Below are 25,019 nucleotides of genomic sequence, written 5' to 3'. Positions count from 1 at the left end.
GGGAAGCAGCATGGAACGGCAGAGTTTTCCATTCACCACCAGGGCGGAATTTCTCCAGCACCTGTCCAGCTGCATCGCCCGCGCCGAGCATACGCTGACCATGTTCGACCCGGATTTCCACATCTGGGAACTGGGCGCCAGTTCCACCGACGCCCAGCTGCGGCACTACCTGAAAAACGGCGGCCGCCTGCAACTGGCGGCGCACGAGGGCCGCGCCGTCGAGCGCGACGCGCCCCGCTTCCTGCGCCTGATCAAGGACTACGGCCACCTGGTGGAGGTACGCCGTACCAGCCAGCAATTGCGCCAGCTGACGGACTCATTCTGCATCGCCGACGACCGCCATATTGTGCGCCGCTTTCATGCCGATCATTTCCGTGGCGAAGCGGTTTTTGACGGGCCGGAAGATACCCAAACCAGTGCCGAACGTTTTATTACAATTTGGTTGGAGTCAGCGCCCGGATTGTACGCAAACTCAACTGGATTATGAGTCAGTTCAAGGTAAAATGCCGGTGTTCGATGCGAACACTGGTATTTCGTGCAAACTCTGCTAAAGTAGAGTCGAAACCGAAATGTTGCGATATCGCAAAATAGTAGTGAAAACGGCTGTTTGTCCTATTGCGACGCACTAAAAATCGCTATAATATTCGGTTAGGAAGTTTCCGTTGTCTGGCAGGCACCATTCTAGGTACGAAAGCCTTCGAAGACGACCTAATGAGCGATAATTACCGGTAATTATTAATCGCAACAATTGTGTTTAATTTTGAATTAATTAAGGAAAACCCCATGAAAAAATCCCTGCTGATCGTTTCCCTGCTGGCTGTTGCTCTGGCTGCTTGCTCCAAAAAAGAAGAAACCACCACCGTGACCCCAGCTCCAGTAGCTGCTCCAGAAGCCGCTGCTCCAGCTGCTGCTCCAGCACCAGCACCAGCTGCTGACGCTGCTGCTCCAGCCGCTGCTGCTCCTGCCGCTTCGGACGCTGCTGCTGCTCCAGCCGCTTCGGCTGCTCCTGCTGCTTCGAAGTAATCAGCTTGCGGAAAACCCGCTGGCCTGAACGCGATCAAGATCGCGCTCAGTGCAAGCGGGTTTTTTTTCGTCCCAAGCTTTTGCATCCAAATGGAAAGAACCATGTAGATGCAGATATAAAAAAACCGGCCAAAGCCGGTTTTTTTATTGGGGCCTAATAAAGGGCCGATTACTTCAGTTGCTCGTGCAGCAGCGTCAGGATCTTATCGGCGACCGGCGATGCTTCCGCCTTGCCGCTATTGCTCAACACGGTAACGGTGCTGCTATTACCCGCGCCGGCTTTCACCGAAATACGATAGCGCTGCGCTTCCTTATCGGCTTCCGACGACGAACCCCAGCTGAACAACTTGCCGAAGAAGCCCTTGGTTTCCGTCGTATCGTCAACGTAGCGGACGAAGTAAGTACCTTGCGTGCGGTCACGGTCTTCCACGGTGAAGCCGGCGCGGTCCAGCGCCAGGCCGACACGGCGCCAGGCGCGGTCGAAGCCCTCGTCCACCTGCACGGCGCGCTCGGCGCCTGCGCCCACCAGCGATGCATGCTGCGGTTGCACAATCGCACCGTCGACGGCGGTCTTGGCTTGCGCTACTTCGGCGCCGTTGCCCAGCTTGGTCATCAGGCGCGCCAGGAATTCGGCTTCCAGGCCCGGATCGTTAGGACGCGGGGTCCAGGTGGTCGATTCCTTCTGGGCGCCGGTGACAACTTCCTGCGCGCCGCGATGGCTGACGTAGATCTCGCTGGCGCCGTCGGCGCGGCGTTCGATGCGGGTGCGGAACTTGTCGCGCTCGCCGCTCGAATAAACCGAGTCGAAGACCTTGCCGATGGTGTTGCGGATGAAGTCTTGCGGTATCTTCGCGCGGTTCTCGTTCCACTCGGTTTCCATGGTGCCGGCGGTGGCGTTTTCCTTGGCCAGCACGAAGCCCGAGTCTTCCCAGAACTGCTTCAGCTGCGGCCACAGTTGCTCGGGCGTCTGCTTGATCACCAGCCAGCGCTGGTTGCCGTCGCGCTCGACCTTGATATCGTTGATGCTGGTCGGCACCACGGTACCGGCGGCAGGCGTGCCTGGCACGATGGCGCCAGGACCGGCGACGATGCCCTTGGAGGCGTTGTAGCCGGAAGCGGTGGCGACGCCGTTGTTCGAATCCGGCAGCGAGTAGCGGTTATCTTTCTGCAATTGCGTCAGATCCGGCGGCACGTCCAGCGTGCTGGCCTTCTTGGCGGACTTGTAGTCCACTTTATCATTACCGACAACGGAGCTGATCATGCCGCAACCGGTCAAACTGGCCATCAATGCGCCTACTACGACGGCGCGCTGCGAGGAAATAGAAGCTGTCTTGCGAATAGTCATGTCGTTACTGTTTAAGAAGCTGAAAAGCAGCAAATCAGGGTTGATCCGAACCGAGGTCGGGGCTTGTTGCTAAGGTTTTTACAGCACGCCGGCTTCTCGCAGGGCCGCGCGCACCGCTTCGTGGCAGTCGGCCGCCAGCGGCACCAGCGGCAGACGGATGCCGGCTGGCATTTTGCCCATTTCCGCCAGCGCCCATTTGACCGGCACCGGATTCGGCTCGATGAACAGTTTTTGATGCAGCGGGAACATTTTATTGTTCAGTTCCACTGCCTTGGCGATATTGCCGGCGATCGCCGCTTCGCACATGTCGGCCATGTCGCGCGGGGCGACGTTGGCGGTGACGGAGATGTTGCCGGCGCCGCCGGCCAGCATCAGCGCCATCGCGGTCGGATCGTCGCCCGAGTACACGGCGAACGATTTCGGCGCAAGGCGCAGCAGGTCGTAGCCGCGGCCGATGTTGCCGGTCGCATCTTTGACGCCGACGATGTTCGGGATGTGCGCCAGGCGCAGGATGGTCTCGTTGCTCATGTCGGCAACGGTACGGCCCGGCACGTTGTACAGGATCACCGGCAGGTCCACCGCTTCGGCGATGGCCTTGAAGTGCTGGTACATGCCTTCCTGGGTGGGACGGTTGTAGTACGGAACCACTTGCAGCGTGGCGTCGGCACCGGCTTCCTTGGCAAAACGGGTCAGCTTGATCGCCTCGGCGGTCGAGTTGGCGCCGGCGCCGGCGATGATCGGGATGCGGCCTTTGGCGTGGGCGACCGTCGCCTTGATCAGCGCGCAGTGCTCTTCCACGCTCACCGTGGCCGATTCGCCGGTGGTGCCGGCGATGACGATGCTGTCCGTACCTTCGGCGATGTGCCAGTCGATCAGCTGATTCAGACCCTCGAAGTCCAGACTGCCGTCTGCGTTCATCGGGGTGACGATTGCTACTATGCTGCCCTTAATCATAGGAAACCACTGCATAAAGTATTAAAACAACGATTGTAGACGATAGGCCGCCGATATGGTGCATTCGGGGCGACAAATCGGCCGTCAAAATGGCGGTAAAAGTGCCGCCACGCGGGGAAAATCAGGCTTCACGGCGCACAGACGTTGCACCATGGCAGCTTTCGGCGTATCGATGACGCCGTCTTCGAAGGCCACCACGCGCAAACTGTGGGCGCGCGCCAGTTCTAGCAACTCGCCCGCCTGTAGCAGAAAGGCCGGATTCGATGGTTTGCCGAACTGGGCGTTACCGTCCGCGAAGGTTTCATAGATCAGCACGCCATTCGGCGCCAGGCTGGTCAACATGTCGGCGATTAGCGGGCGATGCAGGTAGTTTGTGACCACGATGCCGGCAAATCGATCGGGACCAAAGGGCCAGGCGGCGCCCGCCTCTTCCAGGTCGATGGCGCTGGTGGTGATTTCCGGGCCGGCCGCGGCGGCCAGCGCCTCGGCGTCGCGGTCCACCGCCACCACGGCGTGGCCCAGCGAGGCCAGATGGCGCGAATGGCGGCCGCTGCCGCAGGCCAGGTCCAGCACTTCGCCGCCGGGGATCAGCGGCGCATAGCGCTGCACCCAGGATGAGACGGGGGTGTTCACAGCGTCGCTCATGAGTAGGCCAGCCCCATCGCTTCGCGCACGTCGCGCATGGTTTCCAGCGCCAGCTTGCGGGCCGCATCATTGCCGTCGGCGACGATGGCGCGCACCAGCGACGGGTCGTCCAGATACTGCTGGGCGCGCTCGTGCATAGGCTCCTGCTCCTTGACGATGGCGTCGATCACCGGCTGCTTGCATTCGATGCAACCGATGCCGGCGGATTTACATCCTTTTACCACCCATTCCTGGGTAGCGTTGTCGGAATACACCTGATGGAACTGCCAGACCGGGCAACGGGCCGGATCGCCGGCGTCGGTGCGGCGCACGCGGGCCGGATCGGTCGGCATGGTGCGGATCTTCTTTTCGACCGAGGCCTTGTCTTCGCGCAGCGCGATCGAGTTGCCATAGCTCTTGGACATCTTGCGGCCATCCAGGCCCGGCAGGCGCGAGGCGGCCGTCAGGCGGGCTTGCGGCTCGACCAGGATCAGCTTGCGGCTGCCTTCCAGGTAGCCGAACAGGCGCTCGCGGTCGCCCATCGACAAGCTCTGGGCGTCGTCCAGCATGGCCTTGGCTTGTTCCAGCGCCTCTTCCTTGCCGTCCTGCTGGTATTCGGTGCGCAGCTCGTTGTAGAGCTTGGCGCGCTTGCTGCCCAGCTTTTTCACCGCGTCCTGCGCCTTCTCTTCGAAGCCTTTTTCCTTGCCGTACAAGTGATTAAAACGGCGCGCAATTTCGCGCATCATCTCGATATGCGGCACCTGGTCGTCGCCCACCGGCACCTGGCTGGCGCGGTAGATCAGCACGTCGGCGGCCTGCAGCAGCGGGTAGCCGAGGAAGCCGTAGGTGGCCAGGTCTTTATTGGCCAGGTTCTCGATCTGGTCCTTGTAGGTCGGCACGCGCTCCAGCCAGCCCAGCGGCGTGGCCATCGACAGCAGCAGGTGCAGCTCGGCATGTTCCGGCACGCGCGACTGGATGAACAGCGTGGACTGCGACGGATCGATGCCGGCGGCCAGCCAGTCGACCAGCATGTCCCAGGTGCTGCGCTCGATAACGGTCGGGTCGTCGTAGTGCGTGGTCAGCGCGTGCCAGTCGGCCACGAAGAACAGGCATGGCAACTCGGACTGCATCTTGATCCAGTTCTTCAAGGCGCCGTGGTAGTGGCCCAGGTGCATGGCGCCGGTGGGGCGCATGCCGGATACAACACGATCGGGATACATAGTCGGGCTCAGCTCAGAATGAAAATAAGGGGGTACAACAGCACATAGAAGATGCTTTGCAAGACGTGCATGCCGCCAACCAGGAAGCCGGTCAGCAGGCCGAACTGCATCATCAGGATCAGGCCGATGAACACATACATGCCGTAGCGCTCGATCTGTGCGTACTTGCGCGCCAACGGCATGGGCAGGATGCCGGTGACGATGCGGCCGCCATCGAGCGGTGGCAACGGTATCAGGTTGAAGATGCACATCGCCGAGTTTACAGCGTAGCCCGCCTCGGCCATCTTGACGAAGAAGTCATCCGGCGGCATGCCCAGCGCCTGGATCATCACCACCCACAGCGCCATCCAGCCCAGGCCCATGGCGAAGTTGGCCGCCGGACCGGCGGCCGCCACCAGCGCCATCTGCTTCTTCGGATTGCGCAGGCGGCCGAAATCGACCGGCACCGGCTTGGCGTAGCCGAGCGCAGGCAGGTGCAGCAGGCTCAGGATCAGCGGCAGGATGATGGTGCCGAAAGGATCGATGTGGCGCAGCGGATTGAGGCTCAGGCGCCCTTCGTTGGCTGCGGTGGGGTCGCCGAAATAGCGGGCGACGTATCCGTGTGCGGCTTCGTGCAGGGAAATTGCAAAAAGAACAGGGATCAGGTAGACCGTGATGGTCTGGATAATACTGTCGGTTTCGTTCATGAGGGGGATTTTACCAGAGGCCGGGTAAGCCACTTGCTGCGCCGTCAGGGGCCGGCGCACTTGCCCTGTTGAATGCCTGACAATGACAGACCAGGCTTAGGCCGGACTTACAGGCCGAACATGGCCGCATCGCCCCTGCCCTGGCGCACCAGCTCGGCGCCCGAACCGCTGAGGTCGATCACCGTGGTGGGTTCCATGCTGCAGGCGCCGCCGTCGATGACCAGCTCGATCTGCTTGCCGAGGCGCTCGCAGATGGTGTCGGCGTCATTGAGCGCATCTTCCTCGCCCGGCATGATCAGCGTCGTGCCCAGCAGCGGCTGTTGCAATTCTTCCAACAACGCGTGGACGATGGCGTCCTCGGGCACCCGCAGGCCGATGGTCTTGCGCGACGGGTGGCTGAGGCGGCGCGGCACGCACTTGGTCGCCTCCAGGATGAAGGTGAACGGGCCCGGCGTGGCCGCCTTCAACAGGCGGAACTGGCGATTGTCGACCCGCGCATAGACGCCGATCTCGCTCAGGTCGCGGCACAGCAGGGTCAGGTGGTGTTTTTCATCGATGCCGCGGATGCGCCGCAGCCGCTCGACGGCGGCCTTGTCATCCAGATGGCAGACCAGGGCGTAGCAGGAATCCGTCGGCACGGCGACGATGCCGCCGTCGTGCACGATCTGCGCCGCCTGCTTGATCAGGCGCGGCTGCGGATTGACGGGATGGACCTGGAAAAATTGACTCATATGGCCGCTGCCGGGGCATGCTCCCGGCCGCTGTTGATAACGCTTAGGATTGTACGCTACGCAGGGCGGCAATACGCTGTTCGAACGGCGGATGGGTCGAAAACAGCGCGCCCCAGCCACCGGCGCCGGTGATGCCGGCCGCCGCGATCGACTGCGGCAAGGCGCCCGGCTCCATGCCGTTCAGGCGGGCCAGCGCGTGCTGCATCGGCACGCTGCTGCCCAGCAGCTTGGCGGAACCGGCGTCGGCGCGGAATTCGCGCTGGCGCGAGAACCAGGCCACGATCAGCGAGGCGGCCAGGCCGAAGATGATCTCGCACACGAACACCGTCACCATGTAGCCGATGCCGGGGCCACGACGCTCGTTGTCGTTATTCTTCAGCAGCATGTTGTCGACGAAGAAACCCACCACCCGCGCCAGGAACACCACGAAGGTATTCACCACGCCCTGGATCAGGGTCATCGTCACCATGTCGCCGTTGGCGATGTGGGCGACTTCGTGGCCCAGCACGGCTTCGACCTCGTCGCGGTTCATGTTTTCCAGCAGGCCGGTGGACACCGCCACCAGCGCCGAGTTCTTGAAGGCGCCGGTGGCGAAGGCGTTCGGCTCGCCGTCGTAGACCGCCACTTCCGGCATGCCGATGCCGGCGCGCTCGGACAGCGCCTTGACGGTGTTGACCAGCCACAGCTCGGTCGACGACGACGGCGCGGCGATCACGCGGGCGCCGGTCGACCACTTGGCCATCGGCTTGCTGATCAGCAGCGAGAAGATCGCGCCGGTAAAGCCCACCACCAGCGAAAACGCCAGCAGGCTGCCCAGCTGCAGCGTGCTGCCCGATCCCGGACGGCCTATGCCCAGCAGCGACAGGACGATGGACAGCACCAACATCACGGCGAGGTTGGTGGCGATAAACAGGATGATGCGTTTCATGGGAAGGTCTCCGGTACAGGCAAAAAATTTGCCCAAATCATAAGGTATGACCGTGCGAACGCAAATTCAAGATACAAGCTCTTACATCGCGCCGGTAATCGGCGCGCGCATCTACCGTCGACATTTACCGCTTAAAACCAGTCGTGCCAGACGGGTGTGACATTAGCCGGCAGCGGCGGCAGCAGCGCGAAATCGACGCGGGACTCGCCCGGTGCATGGAAATCCGTGCCGCGCGAGGCCAGGAAGCCGTAGCTGTTGGCCAGCTGCGCGTAGACCGCGTACTGGTCCGGCGTGTGGCTGCCGGTGACGACCTCGATCGCCGTGCCGCCCAGCTGCTTGAACTCGTCGAACAGCTGGCCCTGGGCCAGTTGGCTGAACTTGTAGCGGCCCGGGTGGGCGATCACGGCGACGCCGCCGGCGCCGCGTATCCAGTTGACCGAGTCGGCCAGCGTGGCCCAGCAGTGCGGCACGTAGCCCGGCTTGCCTTCGGACAGGTATTTCTTGAACACTTCGGGAATGTTGGCGCAGGCGCCCACTTCCACCAGGTAGCGCGCAAAGTGGGTGCGCGACATCAAGTCGGGATTGCCGACGTACTTGAGCGCGCCCTCGTAGGCATCCGGTATCCCGGCCTTGGCCAGCTGATGGGCTATTTCGCGGCCACGGTTGTCGCGGCCGGAACGGGTGCGGGCCAGGCCCTCGACCAGCCCGGTATTGTGCTCGTCGATCTGCAGGCCGACGATGTGCACGGTTTCGTTGGCCCAGGTGATGGAAATCTCCACCCCTGTGACGAAGCGCATGCCCTGCTCCTGGGCGGCGGTACGGGCGGCGGCGATGCCGCCCACTTCGTCATGATCGGTCAAGGCCCACACGTCCACCCCCGCCTTGCGCGCGTGCTGCGCCACGGCGGCCGGCGCGAGGACGCCGTCGGAAACATTGGAATGGCAGTGCAGATCGACTTTCAACATATGGCTCAATGATTACGGCAATGAAGTGATCATTGTACGCTGCCTGCGCTCAAACCATGTGCCGCCGCGTCAAGCCCGGCGCTGCGGACGCGCGCGCCCCGCGCCAGCAGCTCGGCGAAGCGCACCGGATCGATGTTCGAGCCGCACACCAGCAGCGCCACGCGCTTGCCGGCCAGCCGCCCGCGCAGCGGCCCGAACAACGCGGCAGTGGCCACCGCCGCCGCCGGTTCGGCCACCAGCTTGGCGTCGCGGAACAGGTGCAGCATCGCCAGGCAGATCTCGTCGTCGCTGACCCGCACCACCTCGTCGACAAAGCGCCGGCACACGCCGAAACTGTAGGCCATCGCATATGGCGCCCCCAGGCTGTCGGCCACGGTGTCGACCCGCTCCAAGGCCTCCGGCACGCCCGAGGCAAAGCTGCGGTACAGCGCATCGGCGCCGTAGGGCTCCACGCCGTACACGGCGCAGGCAGGGTTGACCTGCTTGACGGCGGCGGCGATGCCGGCGCACAGGCCGCCGCCGCCCACCGGCACCACCACTGCGTCCAGTTGCGGGATCTGCGCCATCAGTTCCAGGCCGATGGTGGCCGTGCCCTGCGCCGTCAGCGGCCCCTCGTAGGGATGCAGCATGGTGCGCGCCTCGTCGCGCTCGATCTCGCGGCCGCGCGCGAAGGCCTGGTGCACATCGGGCATCAGCAGCACTTCGGCGCCCAGCTCGCGGCAGGCGGCGATGCGGGCCGGGCTGGCGTGCTGCGGCATCACCACCTTGGCGCCGCACCCGGCCAGCCGCGCGGTGTAGGCCGCCGCGATCGCATGGTTGCCGGCGCTGACGGCGACGACGCCGCGCCGCCGTGCCGCCTCGTCCAGCGCGGCGATGCAATTGAGGGCGCCGCGCAGCTTGAAGGTGCCGGTCTTCTGGAACAATTCCAGTTTCAGCCAGACTTCGCCGCCAGCCAATTGCTCTTCGATGACGCCGGTCTGCCAGCGCCACACGGGCGTTTCAAGGATCTTTCCGTGCAGGCGGCGGGCGGTGTCGCGGATCTCGGCCAGCGAGGGATAGGATGTGCTCATGGTGCTGCTCCATAAAATATTCGAGGGAATGCGGGCTGAGCCCGTGGAGGCTGGGGGCGCCGAGCACCGGCGCAGCCGCAGCTCAGCGACCCTGAATAATTCGAATAATGGAGACGGCGGACAGGCTCCGACCGGCCAACGCAACGGCACCAGCGTCGGAAGCGACGTGGCGGCGGGTTGGCAAGATGGTCGGATAAGAGGTCATGTGTTTAATCATGCCAAATAGCCAAGGCCTTGGCAAGCGATTCCGGTCAGCGCGCCAGGAAGGCTTCGATCAGATGGGCCAGCTCCTCGGGCTGGTCGTGGTGCAGCATGTGGCCGGCATCGGCCAGCACCTTGCATTCAACGTCGCGCAAATGGCCCAGGCGCCGCGCCAGCTCGGCACGCCCCTCCTGCTCGCCGCCCATCCAGGTCCACATATTGGTCTGCTCGGCCTCCACCCACAGCACCGGCGCCGTGATGGCGCTCCAGCACGCCATGATGTCTTCCACGTGGTAGGGCAGCGGGCCGGGCTGCTTGTGCGCCGGATCGCCGAGGATTTCCCACTCGCCCGCATCGTTCTGCGCCGACCAGTGCTGCGCCAGGAAGGCCGCGCGCTCGTCGCCCAGGCGCGGATTGGTCTTTTGCAGGCGGGCCGCGACGGCCGCCTGCGACGGGTAGTTGCGCAGCTCCGGCTGCTCCAGCAGCGCGTCCATCCACTTGGCGTAGCGGCCCGGCGCCTGCTCCGGCTTGCTGGAGCGCAGGCCGCCGCCCTCCAGGTTGATCAGCTTGCGGATGCGCTCCGGCCGCGCGCCGGCGTACAGCCCCACCACGTTGCCGCCCATGCTGTGCCCCAGCAGGTTGACCGCCTGGTCCGGCGAGTAATGGCGCAGGATGGCGTCCAGGTCGGCCAGGTAGTCGGGGAACCAGTAGGTATCGCCGCCGCAGCGCTGCGACAGGCCGAAGCCGCGCCAGTCCGGCGCGATCACGTGCCAGTCGCCCTGCAAAGCATCGACCACGAACTGGAACGAGGCGCCGACGTCCATCCAGCCGTGCAGCATGAAGATCTTGGGGGCGCCGTCCCGGCCCCAGTGGCGCACGTGGCAGCGCAGGCCGCGGATGGTCAGGAATTCCGAGCGGGACGAAGTGAAGGTCATGATGGTCCTTGAAAATGCGTAAGCCGGCGCAATATCGGTTGCTTGCCGGCGATGAAGTAAAATAATAGCACGACCGTTCGATAGCCGCTCAAGCGTAAAATAGCGCCATCCCACCGCTCATCAGCGCTGTATTCAGCACTCAACTAAGGTTTCCAATGTCTATATATCAACTGGGCGAACACGCGCCCGAGATCGATGCATCGTCATTTGTTGCCGACTCTGCCACCATCATCGGCAAAGTCAGCCTGCACGCCAACAGCTCGGTGTGGTTCGGTGCGACCCTGCGCGGCGACAACGAACGCATCACCATCGGCGAAAACAGCAATGTCCAGGAAGGCACGGTCATGCACACCGACATGGGCTACCCGCTCACCGTGGGCAGCAACGTCACCATCGGCCACCAGGCCATGCTGCACGGCTGCACCATCGGCGACGGCGCCCTGATCGGCATCCAGGCCGTGATCCTCAACGGCGCCAAGATCGGCAAGGGCTGCCTGGTCGGCGCCGGCGCGCTGGTCACGGAAGGCAAGGAATTCCCGGACCACTCGCTGATTATCGGCTCGCCGGCCAAGGCCGTGCGCACGCTGACCGCCGAAGACGCCGCTCGCCTGCTCGCCAGCGCCGACAGCTACGTCAAGCGCGGCCAACTGTTCAAGACGCAACTCAAAAAGATCGGATAACACATGAGCATTACCCCCATCATCGGCCAGGACACCCTGCAAAAATTCATCTTCGATAACGCCGCCGTGCGCGGCGAGTTCATCGACATTTCCGCCACCTGGCGCGAGGTGCTGTCGCGCCACGCCTACCCTGCCCCGGTCAAGAAGCTGCTGGGCGAGATGGTGGCCGCGGCCGCGCTGCTGTCGGCCAACCTGAAGTTCAACGGCACCATCATCATGCAGATCCATGGCGACGGCCCGCTGCGCCTGCTGGTGGTCGAATGCGACGCCGACCTGAACCTGCGCGCCACCGCCAAGCTCGATCCCGACGCGGCCATCGCCGACGACGCCACGCTGCAGGCGCTGCTGAACGAGCATGGCAAGGGCCGCTTCATCATCACGCTCGACCCGGCCGACAAGATGCCCGGCCAGCAGCCATACCAGGGCATCGTGCCGCTGGACGGCGACGACGTCAGCACCGTCATCGAAAACTACATGCTGCGTTCGGAACAGCTGGACACCAAGCTGTGGCTGGCGGCGGACGACAACGTCTCGCGCGGCCTGCTGCTGCAAAAGCTGCCTTACAACGGCGGCACGACCGCTGCCGAGGCGACGCCGCTGACCGAAGACGACGCGCTGGAAACCTGGAACCGCGCCGTGATCCTGGGCTCGACCCTGAAGCAAGAAGAGATACTGTCGACCACCATCGACGTGCTGATGGAGCGCCTGTTCTGGGAAGAGACCATCCGCGTGTTCGAACCGCTGCACCCGGCCTTCCACTGCACGTGCACGCGCGAGAAGGTCGGCAATATGCTGAAGATGCTGGGCCGCGCCGAAGTCGACAGCGTGCTGGAAGAGCAAGGCCATGTCGGCGTCAACTGCGACTTCTGCGGCCAGCACTACGACTACGACAAGGTCGATTGCGCCCAGCTGTTCGCCACCGACGCGCCGGTCGAAGCGCTGATACCGGCCGGCGAAGTGAAGCACTAAACCCCGCACTGCAGGACGGGGTCTGGGGAGGGCTGCGCCCGCATCTCGCAGTGCGAGATGCCCCCATCCGGGGTCAGCCCCCTAAGTGCTGCGGCTACCGTATCGCTTAGGCGTACGGGGTTTCGCCGTCACGCGGATTAATGAAAGAAGTCAGCACATGATCGGCCCACTCGCCGCCGATCTTCAGATACTTCCTGGCCAGCCCCTCCCGCTCGAAACCCAGCCTACGCAGCAGCTTCTCGCTGCCGCTATTACGGGGCTGGTAGTTCGCCATGATGCGATGCAGTCCGTGAACGTCCAAGATATCCGCAATCGCCGCCACCAGGGCCTCATGCATCAGGCCTTGTCCGGTGTGCCGGCTGTCCAGCGAGAATCCCAGGTGACACGCTTGAAAAGGTCCGCGCACGATATTCGTGAAGCTGCACTCCCCCACCACTTGCGCGCTATGCGGAAACCGCAGCAGCCAATAGACCGCCGAGTTTTCCTCGGCCTGCCGCGCCATCTGGCGGAGTCGTTCCTCAACCGCCTGCATGGTGTAGAACCGGTCGTTGCGTTGAGGCTCCCACGGTTCGAGATGGGCGCGGTTCGCCTCGCGATACGCCAGCAGCGGGGCGCTGTCGGCCATCCGAGGGCGCGTGAGCAGCAGGCGCTCGGTCACCAGTGAGTCCATGCCGGCGTCACTCCGTCAAGGCCTTCGGCGGCGCCAGCTCGGCGCGCGCTGCGGGGTCCGCCACGTAGCGGCTGATGGCGCCGACCAGCACGGGCAAATCGATGCCGAAGTGCGTCGTCAGCAGAAAGATATCGGCGCCCGTCCAGCCACGGCTTTGCCCAACGTACTTCATGAACTTACCCAGCTTGGCGGGCGGCTTGACGTCGCATGTTTCCGGCGCATCGAGCGACAGCAGCAGTACCGGATTGCTGTGCATCTCGCCGGCGGACACCCGCGCTATCCGCTCCCATGGCAACAGCACCGTCCAGCCCCGCACGCCCAACGTCAATCCTTCCGGCGTGAACTCGATGTATTGATTCGGCAGATAGCCGACGGCGACGCCGGCCAGCATCAGCGCGCCCACGCCGACGATCACCCAAAAACTGAGCCAGACCAGGTACGGCGCGGCGGGACTGAAGACCAGCAACACGACGCCCAAGCCCAGCAGCAAGCCGCCGAACAAGACCAGCCGCAGCCGCGAAGGCCGGATGCGCACGCCGCCGACGACCTGGATCCCATCCACCCGCTGCCGCGCATAGCGCCGCTTGCGCACTATCGTGTTGATCCCCACTGCGGCGCACATGCCGAAGAAGGCGATGGTCGTCACGCCGGTATTGAGGTCGCGCGGCAGTATCACCGCCCCCATCAGGACAAACATGGTGCCGATCGCGGCCAGCGCCCAGTCCCGCAAGCCCGGTTTGGTATCCATGCTCAGTACTTGGCGCAGCGGATTTCCATCACGTCGATGGAACCCAGGGTCTGGGCGGAGGTGGTGCTGCGCACCAGATCGACCCGCTCGACGCAGGAGCCGCGCAGCAAACGCTCCTGGTTGCGGGTGCAGATCGTCACCGTGCCGGCCGAACTGGTATTGCAGTAGAAGCCCTCGGTCCGCATGCGCACCAGCGCCTGATCCAGCGGCATGCCAGGCTGCACCGTCTGCGTGATGAAGTTGCCCAGCGCGGCCTGGTTCACCGTATAGCAGCCGGCCAGTTGAGCTACCAACCCCGCCAGCGCCAGCATCAAAAGTTTGCGCATCGTGATCCTCTCTCTATTTGCAGCCAGCAGTGTATCTCACCGGCGTCATGATCCGGTAACACTCAGTGCCTATCATGCGCAAAGTTTTCATTTCCCTCCAACTGGTATTCAAGGCCGATCATGAACAAGAAATTATCCGCAGTGTGCTTCGCCGCGCTGAGCTTCCCCATGCTGGCGATGGCCGCCAACGTCGCCGCCGCCGTGGCCGACATGGCCGCCGACGCACCGGCTACCGCAGCCGGCCACGCTACGGAAGCCGAAGCGGCCGCTGCCGCTCCGGTCGCCACGATCGAGATCGCCACCCGCAGAACCCGCTCCTCGGTCGCGCTGACCAAGGGCGACATGCAGAAGATCCTGCCGGGCATTAACCCGTTGAAGGCCTTGCAAACCCTGCCCGGCGTGAGCTTCCAGACCGCCGACCCATGGGGCAACAACGAGCAGAACCTGTCGCTGTTCATCCACGGCTTCAGCGGCCCGCAGCTGGGCTACACCATGGACGGCGTACCGCTCGGCGACCAGCAGTACGGCAACTACAACGGCCTGTCGCCACAGCGCGCCGTCATCAGCGAGAACGTCGGCAACGTCATCCTGTCGTCCGGCGCCGGCGACCTGTCGACCGCGTCCACCAGCAACCTGGGCGGCACCATCGAGACCTTCTCCAGCGATCCGCAGCGCAGCCGCAACCTGGCGGTGCAGCAGACCGTCGGCAGCTACAACACCTCGCGCACCTTCCTGCGCTACGACACCGGCGACTTCGGCAGCGGCAACAGCGCCTACATCTCGGCCGTCCACCACGAGCAGAAGGCCTGGGACTTCAACGGCCGCCAGGGCGGCGACCAGGTCAACGCCAAGTTCGTCAACCAGAGCAACGCCGGCAAGCTGACGCTGTTCTTCAACTATTCGGACAAGATCGAGCCGAACGAAGACGCCACCGTGCGCTCGGCCACCGAGAAGTACCAGCCGTACACCCGTCCGTTCATGTACCCGAACTTCCAGACCGCGCTGAGCTACCTGTCGCCGACCGGCGCCACGCCTGCGGCCGAAGGCAACAACTACCGCAACTACTACAGCGACGCCCAGCGCAAGGACTACCTGACCTACGCCAAGTTCGACATGAACATCGGCGAATCGACCACCTGGTCCAACCAGGTCTACTACCACAACGACGACGGCGTCGGCGTGGTGGCCGGCCCGATCGGCGTGGCCGGCCTGCCTGGCCTGTTCGCGGTCTACTTCCCGGGCCAGAACCTGAAGCAGGTGTTCGGCAACTCCGGCTACGCCACCCGCACCACCGAATACGCGATCAACCGCAACGGCTGGCTGTCCACGCTGACCAGCGAATTCGGCAACCACAAGCTGCAAGGCGGCCTGTGGCTGGAGCACAACCGCTCGTCGGCCTACCGCCGCTGGTACGCGCTGGACGTGAACAACCCAAGCTCGCCGTACGACCGTCCGAGCAATCCGCTGATCACGCAGTACGGCAGCGAGATCAACAACAAGGTCGCGCAGATCCACGTGCAGGACGAATGGCGCGTGCGCGACGACCTGGCGCTGCAAGCCGGCTTCAAGTCCAGCCTGCAGTTTGCCGACGGCCAGTTCCCGGTGCAGCCGGCCAAGGGCGCCATCGCCAACGGTTCGCTGGCCCTGCCGGTCGGCGAGATCATCACCAAGAAATGGTTCCTGCCGCAGGTCGGCGCGCGCTGGGACATCACGCCGCAAGACCAGATGTTCGTCAACGTGCAAAAGAACATGCGCCAGTTCGTCACCTACGGCGGCGGCGGCGCCTCGCCGTGGAGCCTGGCGAGCCAGGCCGCGTTCGACCTGTTCAAGAGCAGCGCCAAGCCCGAGACCTCGATCACCTATGAGCTGGGCATGCGCACCAGCCACCAGCTGGACCTGGGCCCGCTCAAGGCCTTCGATGGCCAGGTCAACCTGTACCACGTCGACTTCAAGGACCGCCTGCTGACCATCAGCCCGACGCCGGTGATCACCTCCATCATCGGCGGCAATCCGGTGCTGGCCAACGTCGGCAGCGTCAAGACCGACGGCATCGACATCTCCGGCACGCTGCACTTCGGCCGCATGTTCTCGTTCTACGATGCGGTGTCGTTCAACCGCTCGACCTACTCGGACAACTACAACAACGGCAAGGATGTCGTGCCGACCTCCGGCAAGGCCGTGCCGGGCAGCCCTGAGTGGATGAACAAATTCGTCGCCACGATGACCGTGGCCGACACCGAGTTCCAGCTGATCGGCGACTACGTCGGCAAGCGCTACGCCACCTACACCAACGACCTGGACGTGCCGAGCTACTTCCTGATGAGCCTGGGCGTATCGGGCAAGCTGCCCTTCCTGAACAACAGCTGGGTGAAGAACGCGCGCTACCGTTTGAACGTCAGCAACCTGGCCAATCGCGAAGGCAGCCTGAACGTGGTGGTCGGCGCGGCCAGCGGGACTTACAATACCTTCCCGATTGCACCACGTCAGGGCTTCCTGACTTTGATGGCGGACTTCTGATGAACGGACTGTATTTACCTCAACGCCTGTCGCGGCGCGGCTTCATCCAGACGGCGGCCGCCGCCGGCGCCGCGCTGATGCTGCCCGGCTCCGTGCTGGCGGCCACTGCTCCGGCCTCGCCGGACCTGTCCGGCATGCCGGGCGTGGGCGCGGTCGGCGCGGGGACCAAGACCCCGCTGGTGTTCGGCCACCGTGGCGCCAGCGCGCTGCGCCCCGAGCACACGCTGGCGTCGTACGCCAAGGCCATCGCCGACGGCGCCGACTACATCGAACCCGACCTGTGCAGCACCAGGGATGGCGTGCTGGTCGCGCGCCATGAAGCCTTCCTCAGCGAAACCACCGACGTCGCCAGCCATCCCGAGTTCGCCAGCCGCAAGACGCGCAAGACCATCGACGGCGAAACCCACGAAGGCTGGTTCGTCGACGACTTCACGCTGGCCGAGCTGAAGACGCTGCGCGCGGTCGAGCGCCTGCCGCAGTACCGTCCCGGCAGCGCCCGGTACGACGGCATGTTCCAGGTGCTGACGTTCGAAGAGATCATCGACTTCACGGCGGCGGAAGCGGCGGCGCGCGGGCGCATCATCGGCCTGGTGCCGGAGCTCAAGCATTCGACGTATTTCGCCAGCGTTGGTTTGCCGCTGGAAGACCGGTTCCTGTCCATCCTGGCCGCGCACGACTACACGCGCCGCAACCCGGTCGAGATCCAATCGTTCGAAGTGGCCAACCTGAAGTACATGCGCGGCAAGCTGGGCCAGCGCGCCAACCTGCGCCTGATGCAGTTGGTGATCGCCGAGAACGTGCGGCCGATGGATGTGGCCAAGGCCGGCGGCACGCTGACCTTCGCGCAGATGTGCACGCCGGCCGGCCTGCGCGACATCGCCCAATACGCCGACGTGGTGGCGCCGCCGACGCGCGCGCTGATCCCGTTGAAGAAGGACGGCAGCCTGGATCAGGCCAGCTCGCTGGTGGATGACGCGCACAAGGTGGGCTTGCGGGTGGAGCCTTGGACCTTCCGTCCGGAGAATCATTTCCTGGCAGCGGACTTCCGCAACAATGCGGGAGATACGGCGCGCAACGAGGCGGGTTCCATCGCCGAGATCAAGCGCTACATCGCCACCGGCATGGACGGCTTCTTCACCGACGACCCGGCGCTGGGCCGGGCCGCGCTCGCCTGAAAGGCTGGGGTCAAGTCTGACATTCGGACACGAGCTCTACAGCAATAGCTGTAGAGCTCGTGTCCGAATGTCAGACTTGACCCCATCAAAGCGGGATTTACGCCAGCGGCAGCTGTACTTGCGCCAGCAGGCCGCCGCCCTGTGCGTCGCCCAGCTCGATGCGGCCGCCGTGGCTGGCCGCCGCCGAGGCGGCAATCGCCAGCCCCAAGCCGCTGCCGCTCTTGGTCTGCTGCGGATCGCGGAAAAACCGGTCGAACACGCGCACGCGCAACGCCGGCGCGATGCCCGGACCCTGGTCCTCCACCGTCAACAAAGCCTGCCCCGCCGCCCGCGACAAACTCACCCTGACCACGCCATGCGGCGGACTATACTTGATCGCGTTCTCGACCAGATTGTCCACCAGCGACACCAGGCTCTCGCGCTGCCCCATCACGCTCACCGGCTCGGCCACCGACAGCTCCAGCTCGACGCCATCGCGCGACGCCAGCCCCGACAAGGCCGCCAGCCTGTCCTGCAGCAAGGCGTCCAGCGCCAGCGGCGCGTGCGGCTCGTCGCCGGTGGCGTCGCTGCGCATCAGCTGCAGCAGCTGCCCCACCAGCCGCCCGGCGCGGTTGCCGCTGCTGAGGATGCCGTTCAACAGCTCGCGCTGCACCGGCCCGTTGTCCTGTCCCTGCAAGGCTTCCGCATTGACGCGCATGGCCGCCAGCGGCGTGCGCAGTTCGTGCGCGGCGTCGGCGATGAAGCTGCGTTCGCGCAGCGCGCTCTGGCTGACCCGCAGCAGCAAGGCGTTGACGCTGTCGACCATCGCCGCCAGCTCGCGGTGCGGCGGCCTGAAATGCAGGGGCGTCAGATCATGCGGGCCGCGTGCCGCCACCTCCTGCGCCACCCGCCGCCAAGGCCGCATCGCGATGCGGATCGACCACCATGCCGGCAAGGGCAGGAGCGGCAAGCTGATCAGCAAAGGCAACAGGAAGTAGCCGCGGGAATTGATCTTCATGAATAAATTCATCCAACCGACCGGCGCCGCCAATGTCACCAGGGTGTCCGAGCGGTGCGAGCGCATGCTGCGTGCGCGGTAGCGTTCGCCTTGAAGATACACGGTCTCCAGCTCGTCCAAGCCCTTGCCGCGCAGGCCGGGAAAGGCCCCCTTGGATAGGTAGATCAGGCGCCCGCCCTGCCAGACCATCAGCATCGGCCCCAGGGAATGCAACCCGCTGGCATCGAAATCTTCGCGCTGCGCGTCGTCGAAGGCGAGCAGGATTTTTTGCTGCAGCGCCGGCTGGCTGGCCAGGTTCTCGGCCACGCTGAAGACCGCATCGAACGACTTGGGCGAACTCAGATAGCTGATGCTGTCGCCGCCCTCATAAATGATCAGGGCGATCACGCCGCCCCACATCACCAGCACCAGCGCCACCTGCACCACCATCAGCCGCCGCACCAGCGTCGGCTCGGCGACCACGCGCCACAGGCGCCGCAGCAGAATCACGCGGCACCGCCGCGCGCCTGCTGGTCGATCACGTAGCCAATGCCGCGCACGGTGCGGATATAGCCCTCGCCTATCTTGCGCCGCAGGTTGGCCATGTGCACGTCCAGCGTGTTGCTGGCGTTGGTCTGGCTGCCCGGCAGCGTTTGTTCCTCCAGCACGCGCCGCGTCAGCACGCGGTCGGTACGCATCATCAACATCTTGAGCAGCGCGTATTCGCTGGCGGTCAGCTCCACGGTGCGCCCGCCGACGCTGACGCGCCGCGTCGGCGCATGCAGCACCAGGCCGCGCACCTCGATGGTCTCGCCGTCGAAGCCGTAGCTGCGCCGCGCCAGCGCGCGCACCCGCGACAGCAGCTCGGCCAGCACGAAGGGTTTGACCAGGTAATCGTCGGCGCCCCGGTCGAGGCCGGACAAGCGGTCATCCAGCGTATCGCGCGCGCTGAGGATGAGCACCGGCAGGCCGCCGCTGTCGCCCTGCACCGGATTGCGACGCAACTGGGCGAGCAGGGTCAGGCCGTCGCCGTCCGGCAGGCCCAGGTCGAGCAGCACCAGGTCGCAACCATCATGCGCCAGGCTGCGTGAGGCGTCGTCCAGGGTGCGCACCCAGACCACGTCCATGCCCTGCTCCGACAGCGCGATGCGCACGCCGTTGCCCAGGTCCAGGTCGTCTTCTATCAGCAGGATTTTCATAGGCGGTATTAGACCATCCGAATCTGAAGATGAGCTAAAGACCCGTCTTCATGCTTTCTTCATCAAAGGCTCAGATTGCCTTCATGCGTGTTGAACATACTGCACGCAGTTTACCGGGCCATTGGGGCTCCGGTACTACTTTTGAATGGACTTCACCATGAATTTACGCCTGATCTCCGCTGCAGCCGCCTGCCTGCTGCTGCCCACCCTGGCCGTTGCGGCCGACGACAGCCAACTCATGCTCGGTGGCGGCGTGGCCGCCGGTGCGCGCTACTCCGGTTCCAAGCAGAACGCCGTCGCACCGGTGATCCTGATCGACTACAGCCACGCCAGCGGCTTCTTCGCCAGCACCCTGCGCGGCATCGGCTACGGCGGCGAAGGCGGCCCGTTGACCTACAGCGCGGCGCTGGGCTATCGCGGCGACCGCAAGGAAAAGAATGAGAAAGGATTGTTCGGCAACACCGGCAGCGCCAACCTGAAGGGCATGGGCGACATCAAGGGCAGCGCCAACGCCATGCTGAGCCTGGGCTACAAGCCGATCCCTTTGCTGGAGTTGAACGTCAGCGCCGACATCCCGCTGTCGCAGCGCGAGAACGGCAAGACCTTCCACACCGGCATAACCGCGCATTTGCTGGATGCTCCCAAAGATCAGATTTCGCTGGGCGTCGGGGCCGGCTTTGCCGACAGCAAATACGCGCAGACCTACTACGGCGTCACCGCCAAGCAGGCGAGCACGTCCAAGTTCAAGGCTTACCAGGCGAAGTCCGGCCTGTACGAAGCCAACGTCATGCTGACATGGCAGCACAAGCTCGACCAGAAATGGGGCATCACCACGATGGTGGGCGCCACCCATCTGCTGCGCGAAGCCTCGCGCAGCCCGCTCACCGAGCGCAAGACCAGTCCTACCGCCGCGGTCTACGTCAGCTACGCCTACTGAAGCACGGGGCTGCTGTGGACGACGGCCAATTGCCACGCGCCGTTGTCCGCCTGCCGCCAGATGCGGGTGAAGCGCAGCAAGGTGTCGAAGCCCTGACCGCCGTACTGGCCGCCGAGCTTGACGAGGATGGACGTCATCGGCAGCGCAGCGCCGCCCAGCACTTTCAGCTCGACCGTTTCCACGCTGCGCAAACGCAGCGTGCCGGAACGGTGCAGCTCCAGGTCTTGCGCCTTGTCGATGATCTGTCCCATGTGGTTGGTGAAGAGCAAATCCTCCGCCAGGATGCGGTCCAGCGCCGCCACGTCCGACGCCTGCATGGCCAGACGTAGCTGTTCCTCGGCGTCGCGGATTTCCACATGGCGCTTCAGCGCCACCAGCACGTCGGGGAAATCGCCCACCACCATCGGCCCGAATTCCGCTTCCTGCGGGCCGGTGATCTCGGTGCTGTAGCTGATGCGCGTGAGGCCGGACGGCAGCGCTTCGATGCGGTGGAACACCAGCACGCGGTTGCCGTCGATGACGGTCTCGTCGGTGAACTCCTGGTTCTCGCGCACGGTCAACAGGGTGCTGGTGAAGATGTCGTCGCCCGGCACCTGCATCGTGAAGCGCGTGCCGTCGGCGAACGGTCCGTGCAGTTCGATATTAACGATGCCGGCGTTCCACTGCTTCCAGCCGGCGACGTCGGACCACAACGCCCAGACGGCCGCCGGCGTGGCGCTTGTTTCTATGCTTGCTACATGTGTCCACATGGAATTGTCCTTGATTCAATGGAGAGCGCAGCATAGCCAAGTATTGATTTAAATGCAATCGATGTCCGGCCCGGCCAACCACTCCCGCCCCTTCAGCATGGCCCGCCAGTACAAGGGCGGCAGCACATGCCGTTTGAGCAGCCAGGCCAGCCGCGACGGGCGGGTGCCGTCGATCAGCCAGCCGGGCAGACTGGGCGACAAGCGGCCGCCGTAGCAAAATTCGGCCAGCACCACCTTGCCGCGCGCTACCGTCAGCGGGCAGGCGCCGTAGCCGTCATAGCGCGCCAGGCCTCGCGCCCCGCGCTTGACGCCGCGCAGCGCGGCCAATACATTGTGCGCCACCACCGGCGCCTGGCGGCGGGCGGCGGCGACGGTCTTGGCGTTGCCGCAGTTGACGACGTCGCCCAGCGCGTGGATGTTGCCCCATTGCTTGTGCATCAGCGTGGCCGGATCAACGTCGAGCCAGCCGCCCGCATCGGCCAGCAGGCTGCCGCGTATGAAATCGGGCGGCGTCTGCGGCGGCACCACGTGCAGCAGGTCGAAGCCGCGCTGGATTTCCTCGCTGCCGCCATCCGGCAAGGCGCGGCGGAAGGTCGCCGTCCTGGCAGCGCCGTCCACTGCGACCAGCGTGTGACCGAAACGCAGGTCGATGCCATAAGCGTCGACATACTCCATCAACGCCGGCACATAATCCGCAACGCCGAACAGCACCGCGCCGGCGCTGCAGAATTCAATTTCGATATCGCCCAGCACGCCGTTGCGGCGCCAGTGGTCGGCCGCCAGGTACATCGCCTTTTGCGGCGCGCCCGCGCACTTGATCGGCATGGCCGGCTGGGTGAACAGCGCGCGGCCGCCGCGCAGCTGCCGCACCATCTGCCAGGTGTAGGGCGCCAGCCGGTACAGGTAGTTCGAGGTGACGCCGTTGCGGCCCAGCGTCTCCGACAGTCCGGCTATGGCGTCCCAGTCCAGCTTCAGGCCGGGGCACACCACCAGCTGGCTGTAGTGCAGCATGCCGCCGTCGGCCAGCACGACGGCGTCGCGCTGCGGCGCGAAGCCGGCCACCGCCGCCCTGATCCAGCGCGCGCCGCGCGGCATGGCCCTCTCCATCGGCCGGGCCGTGGCGGCGCTGCGCATCGCGCCGCCGCCCACCAGCGTCCAGCCGGGCTGGTAGTAGTGGATGTCGCCCGGTTCGACGATGGCGACATCCAGCCCGGGCTGCCGCGCCAGCAGGCTGGCCGCCGTGGCGATGCCGGCCGCGCCGCCGCCGACGATGACCACCGAATGCCTGGCCGACATGGGGCTGTGCGTCAACATGGCCGCTAGTACCGCCGCCGGCCGGCCGCCGCCTGGGCGGTGTCCTTTTCCAGCAGCAGTGTCTGGATATCGCGGTAGATCAGCTCGAGCTGCAGGAAGGCTGGACTGTAGATCTCGCGCACCCTCCCCTGGCGGTCGAGCAGGAACAGCTTGACCTGGTGGTAGTACAAGCGCGTCGGCTTGCCTTGTGCGTCGAGCTGCACCGACGTGCTCTGCCCCAGATCGTCGAGGATGGGTTGCAGCTTCTCCACCGAGCGCGAAGTCAGGAAGTGCCAGCGCAAGGGCTGGCCGGCGCTGCCCAGCGCGCCACCGTAGAGGCGCATCGCCTCCGGCGTATCGTTGACGGGGTCGAAGGACACACTGGCGAACTGCACCCGCCGCGCCATCGCAGGCGTGTTGAGCAAGCGCTCGCGCAAGCCATGCAAGGTGGCGAACAACGCCGGACACGCGGTCGGATCACTGCAATAGGTGTACATGAAATTGAGCAACGTGACACGGCCGGTGGTGTAGCGTTCCAGCGGCATGTCGCGGCCGTCGCTGTCGAGCACTGTGCCGCGCGGCCCCTGCTGGATCACCGGCAGGTGGTAGCTGCCGGCGGCGGGCACGATCGGTTGCGGCGGCACGGCCGCCGGCCGCTGCGCCGCGCCGGCCAGCCGCGCGCCATCCGTTCCGCTCAACAGCAGCAGCGGCAGCAGCGCCCAGATGTCAGCGTATCGACGCCACATTGGGAGCCGGCTTCGCGCTGAACTTCATGTGATGCGGACGGCCCAGCTTCTCCTTGTAGAAATCGATCTTCCATTGCTGGCTCAACTCGCGGCCATCCCAGTGGAAGAGCTTGATGAAATGGTCGTCGTTGTCCAGGTCCCAGTGTTCAAGCAGGCTGGTGGTGATGTACAGGCGCTTGCCGTCCCAGCTCTGGCTGACCATGTTGACGTGCTTGCCGGTGACTTTCTCATAGACCTGGCGCGGCGCTTCAGGATTGCTCAGGTCGAACAAGCGGGTCTTGCCATCCATGAAGGTGTTGACCCACAAACCCTTGCCGTCGGCCGTGATCGACATGTCGACCGGCAGCGGAACCTTGGCCGGATCGCCTATCGGGCCAACGTCGCGCGCCTGCCAACGACCGTCGGCATCGGGCCGGACCAGCCACAGCTTGGAGGTCAATGCGGTGGCGGTGATCGCCCAGTTGTCGCCCGGGGCCTGCGACCAGCGTACTTCCAATGGCGCGCCCGGGGTGCTGAAGATCTGCTGCGGCTTCATGGCCTTGAAATCCCACAGCACCATGGTGTTGCCGAATTTCTGCATGGCCGCCGGATCCTTGATCAGCTTGCCCAGGTCGGTGCGGTAGTTGTTGTAGCCGGTGAAGCTGGAGGTCAGCATGGCGTTGCGGCCGGGATTGATCGCCAGGTCGTAGCCGTAGCCGTCGCCCTGCACGTCGCCGATCTTGTCGGTCGGGTTGGGGTAGCGGGCCACCACGTCGCCCTTGTTGTTGTAGACCGCCATGCCGGTGGCGCCGCCCATGTCGCGCGGGTTCGACAGGAAGCCGACCAGCATCCGCCCCGGCAGCGCGTAGAAGGTGTGCGGGCCGACGAAGCCGCTCTTGTCGACCACGTCGTTGATGGTCTTCACCAGCTTGGGATGGGCCGGGTCGGTGCCGACGTCGAACACGAAGATCTTGCTGTCCTGCAGCCGCCCTGCCCACAGGTATTTGCGGTCTTCGGTGAAGCCGACATGGTGGGCGTCGCCGCGTCCCGGCACCGACAGCGAGTGGATCACCTTGCCGTATGTCGGCGAGGCCGGGTTGACGTCTATCGTCACCAGCTTGTCCTGGCCATTGCCGACGCCCGCGATGCCCAGCGTCCAGACATGGACGTAGTCCTCCTGGCCCTTGATCAGGTTGGCCATGTAGGGCGAGTTGCAGGTTTCATCGGCGGCGGCGGGGCCGGCCAGCAATACGGAAAGCAGCACACTGACGACGGGCAGCAATTTCATTCCGGTCTCCATGCATTTTTTATAATGTATTCAATTTGACATCGTCCAGTTGAAAAATCAACAGTTACTTTCCGACCTGCGCGAA

The 25,019-nt window shown here is 64.6% G+C and carries 26 protein-coding genes; 7 read left to right on the top strand and 19 right to left on the bottom strand.

Translation table 11 applies throughout. The features are described 5' to 3' along the window. Nucleotides 1-10 precede the first annotated feature (10 nt). Nucleotides 11-487, top strand: coding sequence for a hypothetical protein (locus tag DUGA2_RS15900; protein ID WP_070270345.1), 477 nt, complete (start codon nt 11-13; stop codon nt 485-487). A 296-nt stretch (nt 488-783) separates the two neighbouring features. Beyond that, complete coding sequence (locus tag DUGA2_RS34510) at nt 784-1,023, top strand: hypothetical protein (protein WP_071658921.1); 240 nt, start codon at nt 784-786, stop codon at nt 1,021-1,023. A 169-nt stretch (nt 1,024-1,192) separates the two neighbouring features. Here DUGA2_RS34510 and bamC read toward each other — a convergent pair whose 3' ends face one another. The 10 genes from bamC to DUGA2_RS15850 form a co-directional block, all read right to left on the bottom strand. Further along, on the bottom strand, nt 1,193-2,308 hold the full coding sequence (gene bamC / locus DUGA2_RS15895) for an outer membrane protein assembly factor BamC (protein WP_070270343.1): 1,116 nt from the start codon (nt 2,306-2,308) through the stop codon (nt 1,193-1,195). 138 nt (nt 2,309-2,446) lie between these two features. Next, entirely contained in the window at nt 2,447-3,322 is an 876-nt protein-coding gene (gene dapA / locus DUGA2_RS15890; protein ID WP_070270342.1) for a 4-hydroxy-tetrahydrodipicolinate synthase, read from the bottom strand. A gap of 84 nt (nt 3,323-3,406) precedes the next feature. Continuing rightward, nucleotides 3,407-3,967 carry a bifunctional 2-polyprenyl-6-hydroxyphenol methylase/3-demethylubiquinol 3-O-methyltransferase UbiG gene (locus DUGA2_RS15885; RefSeq protein WP_070270341.1) on the bottom strand — a complete coding sequence of 187 codons (561 nt, stop codon included), beginning with the start codon at nt 3,965-3,967 and terminating at the stop codon, nt 3,407-3,409. Beyond that, entirely contained in the window at nt 3,964-5,166 is a 1,203-nt protein-coding gene (locus tag DUGA2_RS15880; protein ID WP_008451074.1) for a tryptophan--tRNA ligase, read from the bottom strand. The genes DUGA2_RS15885 and DUGA2_RS15880 overlap by 4 nt, the downstream gene beginning before the upstream one ends. Before the next feature lie 8 nt (nt 5,167-5,174). Further along, nucleotides 5,175-5,852: a site-2 protease family protein gene (locus tag DUGA2_RS15875; protein WP_070270339.1), complete on the bottom strand. Its 678-nt coding sequence runs from the start codon at nt 5,850-5,852 to the stop codon at nt 5,175-5,177. Between the two features lie 107 nt (nt 5,853-5,959). After that, nucleotides 5,960-6,583: an L-threonylcarbamoyladenylate synthase gene (locus DUGA2_RS15870; protein WP_070270337.1), complete on the bottom strand. Its 624-nt coding sequence runs from the start codon at nt 6,581-6,583 to the stop codon at nt 5,960-5,962. A gap of 43 nt (nt 6,584-6,626) precedes the next feature. Further along, complete coding sequence (htpX, locus tag DUGA2_RS15865) at nt 6,627-7,511, bottom strand: protease HtpX (RefSeq protein WP_070270335.1); 885 nt, start codon at nt 7,509-7,511, stop codon at nt 6,627-6,629. 131 nt (nt 7,512-7,642) lie between these two features. Further along, nucleotides 7,643-8,476, bottom strand: coding sequence for a 3',5'-nucleoside bisphosphate phosphatase (locus DUGA2_RS15860; RefSeq protein WP_070270333.1), 834 nt, complete (start codon nt 8,474-8,476; stop codon nt 7,643-7,645). A 29-nt stretch (nt 8,477-8,505) separates the two neighbouring features. After that, complete coding sequence (locus DUGA2_RS15855; RefSeq protein WP_070270332.1) at nt 8,506-9,546, bottom strand: threonine/serine dehydratase; 1,041 nt, start codon at nt 9,544-9,546, stop codon at nt 8,506-8,508. Nucleotides 9,547-9,797: 251 nt separating this feature from the next. Then, nucleotides 9,798-10,682, bottom strand: coding sequence for an alpha/beta fold hydrolase (locus DUGA2_RS15850; protein ID WP_070270330.1), 885 nt, complete (start codon nt 10,680-10,682; stop codon nt 9,798-9,800). Between the two features lie 155 nt (nt 10,683-10,837). On the opposite strand from DUGA2_RS15850, the gene DUGA2_RS15845 reads away from it, so the two are divergent. Next, a complete protein-coding gene (locus DUGA2_RS15845) occupies nt 10,838-11,362 on the top strand; it encodes a gamma carbonic anhydrase family protein (RefSeq protein ID WP_008451088.1) in 525 nt (174 codons plus the stop codon). 3 nt (nt 11,363-11,365) lie between these two features. Then, entirely contained in the window at nt 11,366-12,331 is a 966-nt protein-coding gene (gene hslO / locus DUGA2_RS15840) for an Hsp33 family molecular chaperone HslO (protein WP_070270329.1), read from the top strand. 106 nt (nt 12,332-12,437) lie between these two features. Here the strand turns inward: hslO and DUGA2_RS15835 are convergent, their stop codons facing one another. From DUGA2_RS15835 to DUGA2_RS15825, 3 genes are read right to left on the bottom strand one after another with little or no spacing between them, the layout of a single operon-like run. Then, a complete protein-coding gene (locus DUGA2_RS15835) occupies nt 12,438-13,001 on the bottom strand; it encodes a GNAT family N-acetyltransferase (RefSeq protein WP_070270327.1) in 564 nt (187 codons plus the stop codon). A gap of 7 nt (nt 13,002-13,008) precedes the next feature. Then, complete coding sequence (locus DUGA2_RS15830; protein WP_070270325.1) at nt 13,009-13,749, bottom strand: hypothetical protein; 741 nt, start codon at nt 13,747-13,749, stop codon at nt 13,009-13,011. A gap of 2 nt (nt 13,750-13,751) precedes the next feature. After that, the gene (locus tag DUGA2_RS15825; RefSeq protein ID WP_070270323.1) at nt 13,752-14,075 is read right to left on the bottom strand and encodes a hypothetical protein; all 324 of its coding nucleotides are present in this window, start codon (nt 14,073-14,075) and stop codon (nt 13,752-13,754) included. 120 nt (nt 14,076-14,195) lie between these two features. On the opposite strand from DUGA2_RS15825, the gene DUGA2_RS15820 reads away from it, so the two are divergent. After that, nucleotides 14,196-16,592: a TonB-dependent receptor gene (locus DUGA2_RS15820; RefSeq protein WP_070270321.1), complete on the top strand. Its 2,397-nt coding sequence runs from the start codon at nt 14,196-14,198 to the stop codon at nt 16,590-16,592. After that, on the top strand, nt 16,592-17,767 hold the full coding sequence (locus DUGA2_RS15815) for a glycerophosphodiester phosphodiesterase (protein WP_070270318.1): 1,176 nt from the start codon (nt 16,592-16,594) through the stop codon (nt 17,765-17,767). Before DUGA2_RS15820 ends, DUGA2_RS15815 begins: the two co-directional genes overlap by 1 nt. 97 nt (nt 17,768-17,864) lie before the next feature. Here the strand turns inward: DUGA2_RS15815 and DUGA2_RS15810 are convergent, their stop codons facing one another. Continuing rightward, on the bottom strand, nt 17,865-19,253 hold the full coding sequence (locus tag DUGA2_RS15810) for an ATP-binding protein (RefSeq protein ID WP_229214700.1): 1,389 nt from the start codon (nt 19,251-19,253) through the stop codon (nt 17,865-17,867). Then, nucleotides 19,250-19,942 (bottom strand): response regulator, encoded by a 693-nt coding sequence (locus DUGA2_RS15805; protein WP_070270316.1) that lies wholly within the window; start codon nt 19,940-19,942, stop codon nt 19,250-19,252. Before DUGA2_RS15805 ends, DUGA2_RS15810 begins: the two co-directional genes overlap by 4 nt. 157 nt (nt 19,943-20,099) lie before the next feature. Here DUGA2_RS15805 and DUGA2_RS15800 point away from each other — a divergent pair, with 157 nt between their 5' ends. Beyond that, a complete protein-coding gene (locus DUGA2_RS15800; RefSeq protein ID WP_168167798.1) occupies nt 20,100-20,879 on the top strand; it encodes a MipA/OmpV family protein in 780 nt (259 codons plus the stop codon). Here the strand turns inward: DUGA2_RS15800 and DUGA2_RS34505 are convergent. The 4 genes from DUGA2_RS34505 to DUGA2_RS15775 are packed head-to-tail and all read right to left on the bottom strand — an operon-like array spanning nt 20,873 to nt 24,934. Further along, nucleotides 20,873-21,628, bottom strand: coding sequence for a DUF4440 domain-containing protein (locus DUGA2_RS34505; protein WP_083296344.1), 756 nt, complete (start codon nt 21,626-21,628; stop codon nt 20,873-20,875). The genes DUGA2_RS15800 and DUGA2_RS34505 overlap by 7 nt on opposite strands. 48 nt (nt 21,629-21,676) lie before the next feature. Further along, nucleotides 21,677-22,942, bottom strand: a complete 1,266-nt coding sequence (locus tag DUGA2_RS15785; RefSeq protein ID WP_070270313.1) for an FAD/NAD(P)-binding oxidoreductase — start codon at nt 22,940-22,942, stop codon at nt 21,677-21,679. Between the two features lie 5 nt (nt 22,943-22,947). Then, nucleotides 22,948-23,667: an SCO family protein gene (locus DUGA2_RS15780; RefSeq protein ID WP_070270312.1), complete on the bottom strand. Its 720-nt coding sequence runs from the start codon at nt 23,665-23,667 to the stop codon at nt 22,948-22,950. Next, nucleotides 23,648-24,934, bottom strand: coding sequence for a selenium-binding protein SBP56-related protein (locus DUGA2_RS15775; RefSeq protein WP_070270310.1), 1,287 nt, complete (start codon nt 24,932-24,934; stop codon nt 23,648-23,650). Before DUGA2_RS15775 ends, DUGA2_RS15780 begins: the two co-directional genes overlap by 20 nt. Between the last annotated feature and the right edge of the window lie 85 nt (nt 24,935-25,019).

It is taken from the genome of Duganella sp. HH101 (genome assembly GCF_001758795.1).
Classification (GTDB): domain Bacteria; phylum Pseudomonadota; class Gammaproteobacteria; order Burkholderiales; family Burkholderiaceae_D; genus Rugamonas; species Rugamonas rivuli.
This window is presented reverse-complemented; position numbering and strand designations above follow the sequence as displayed.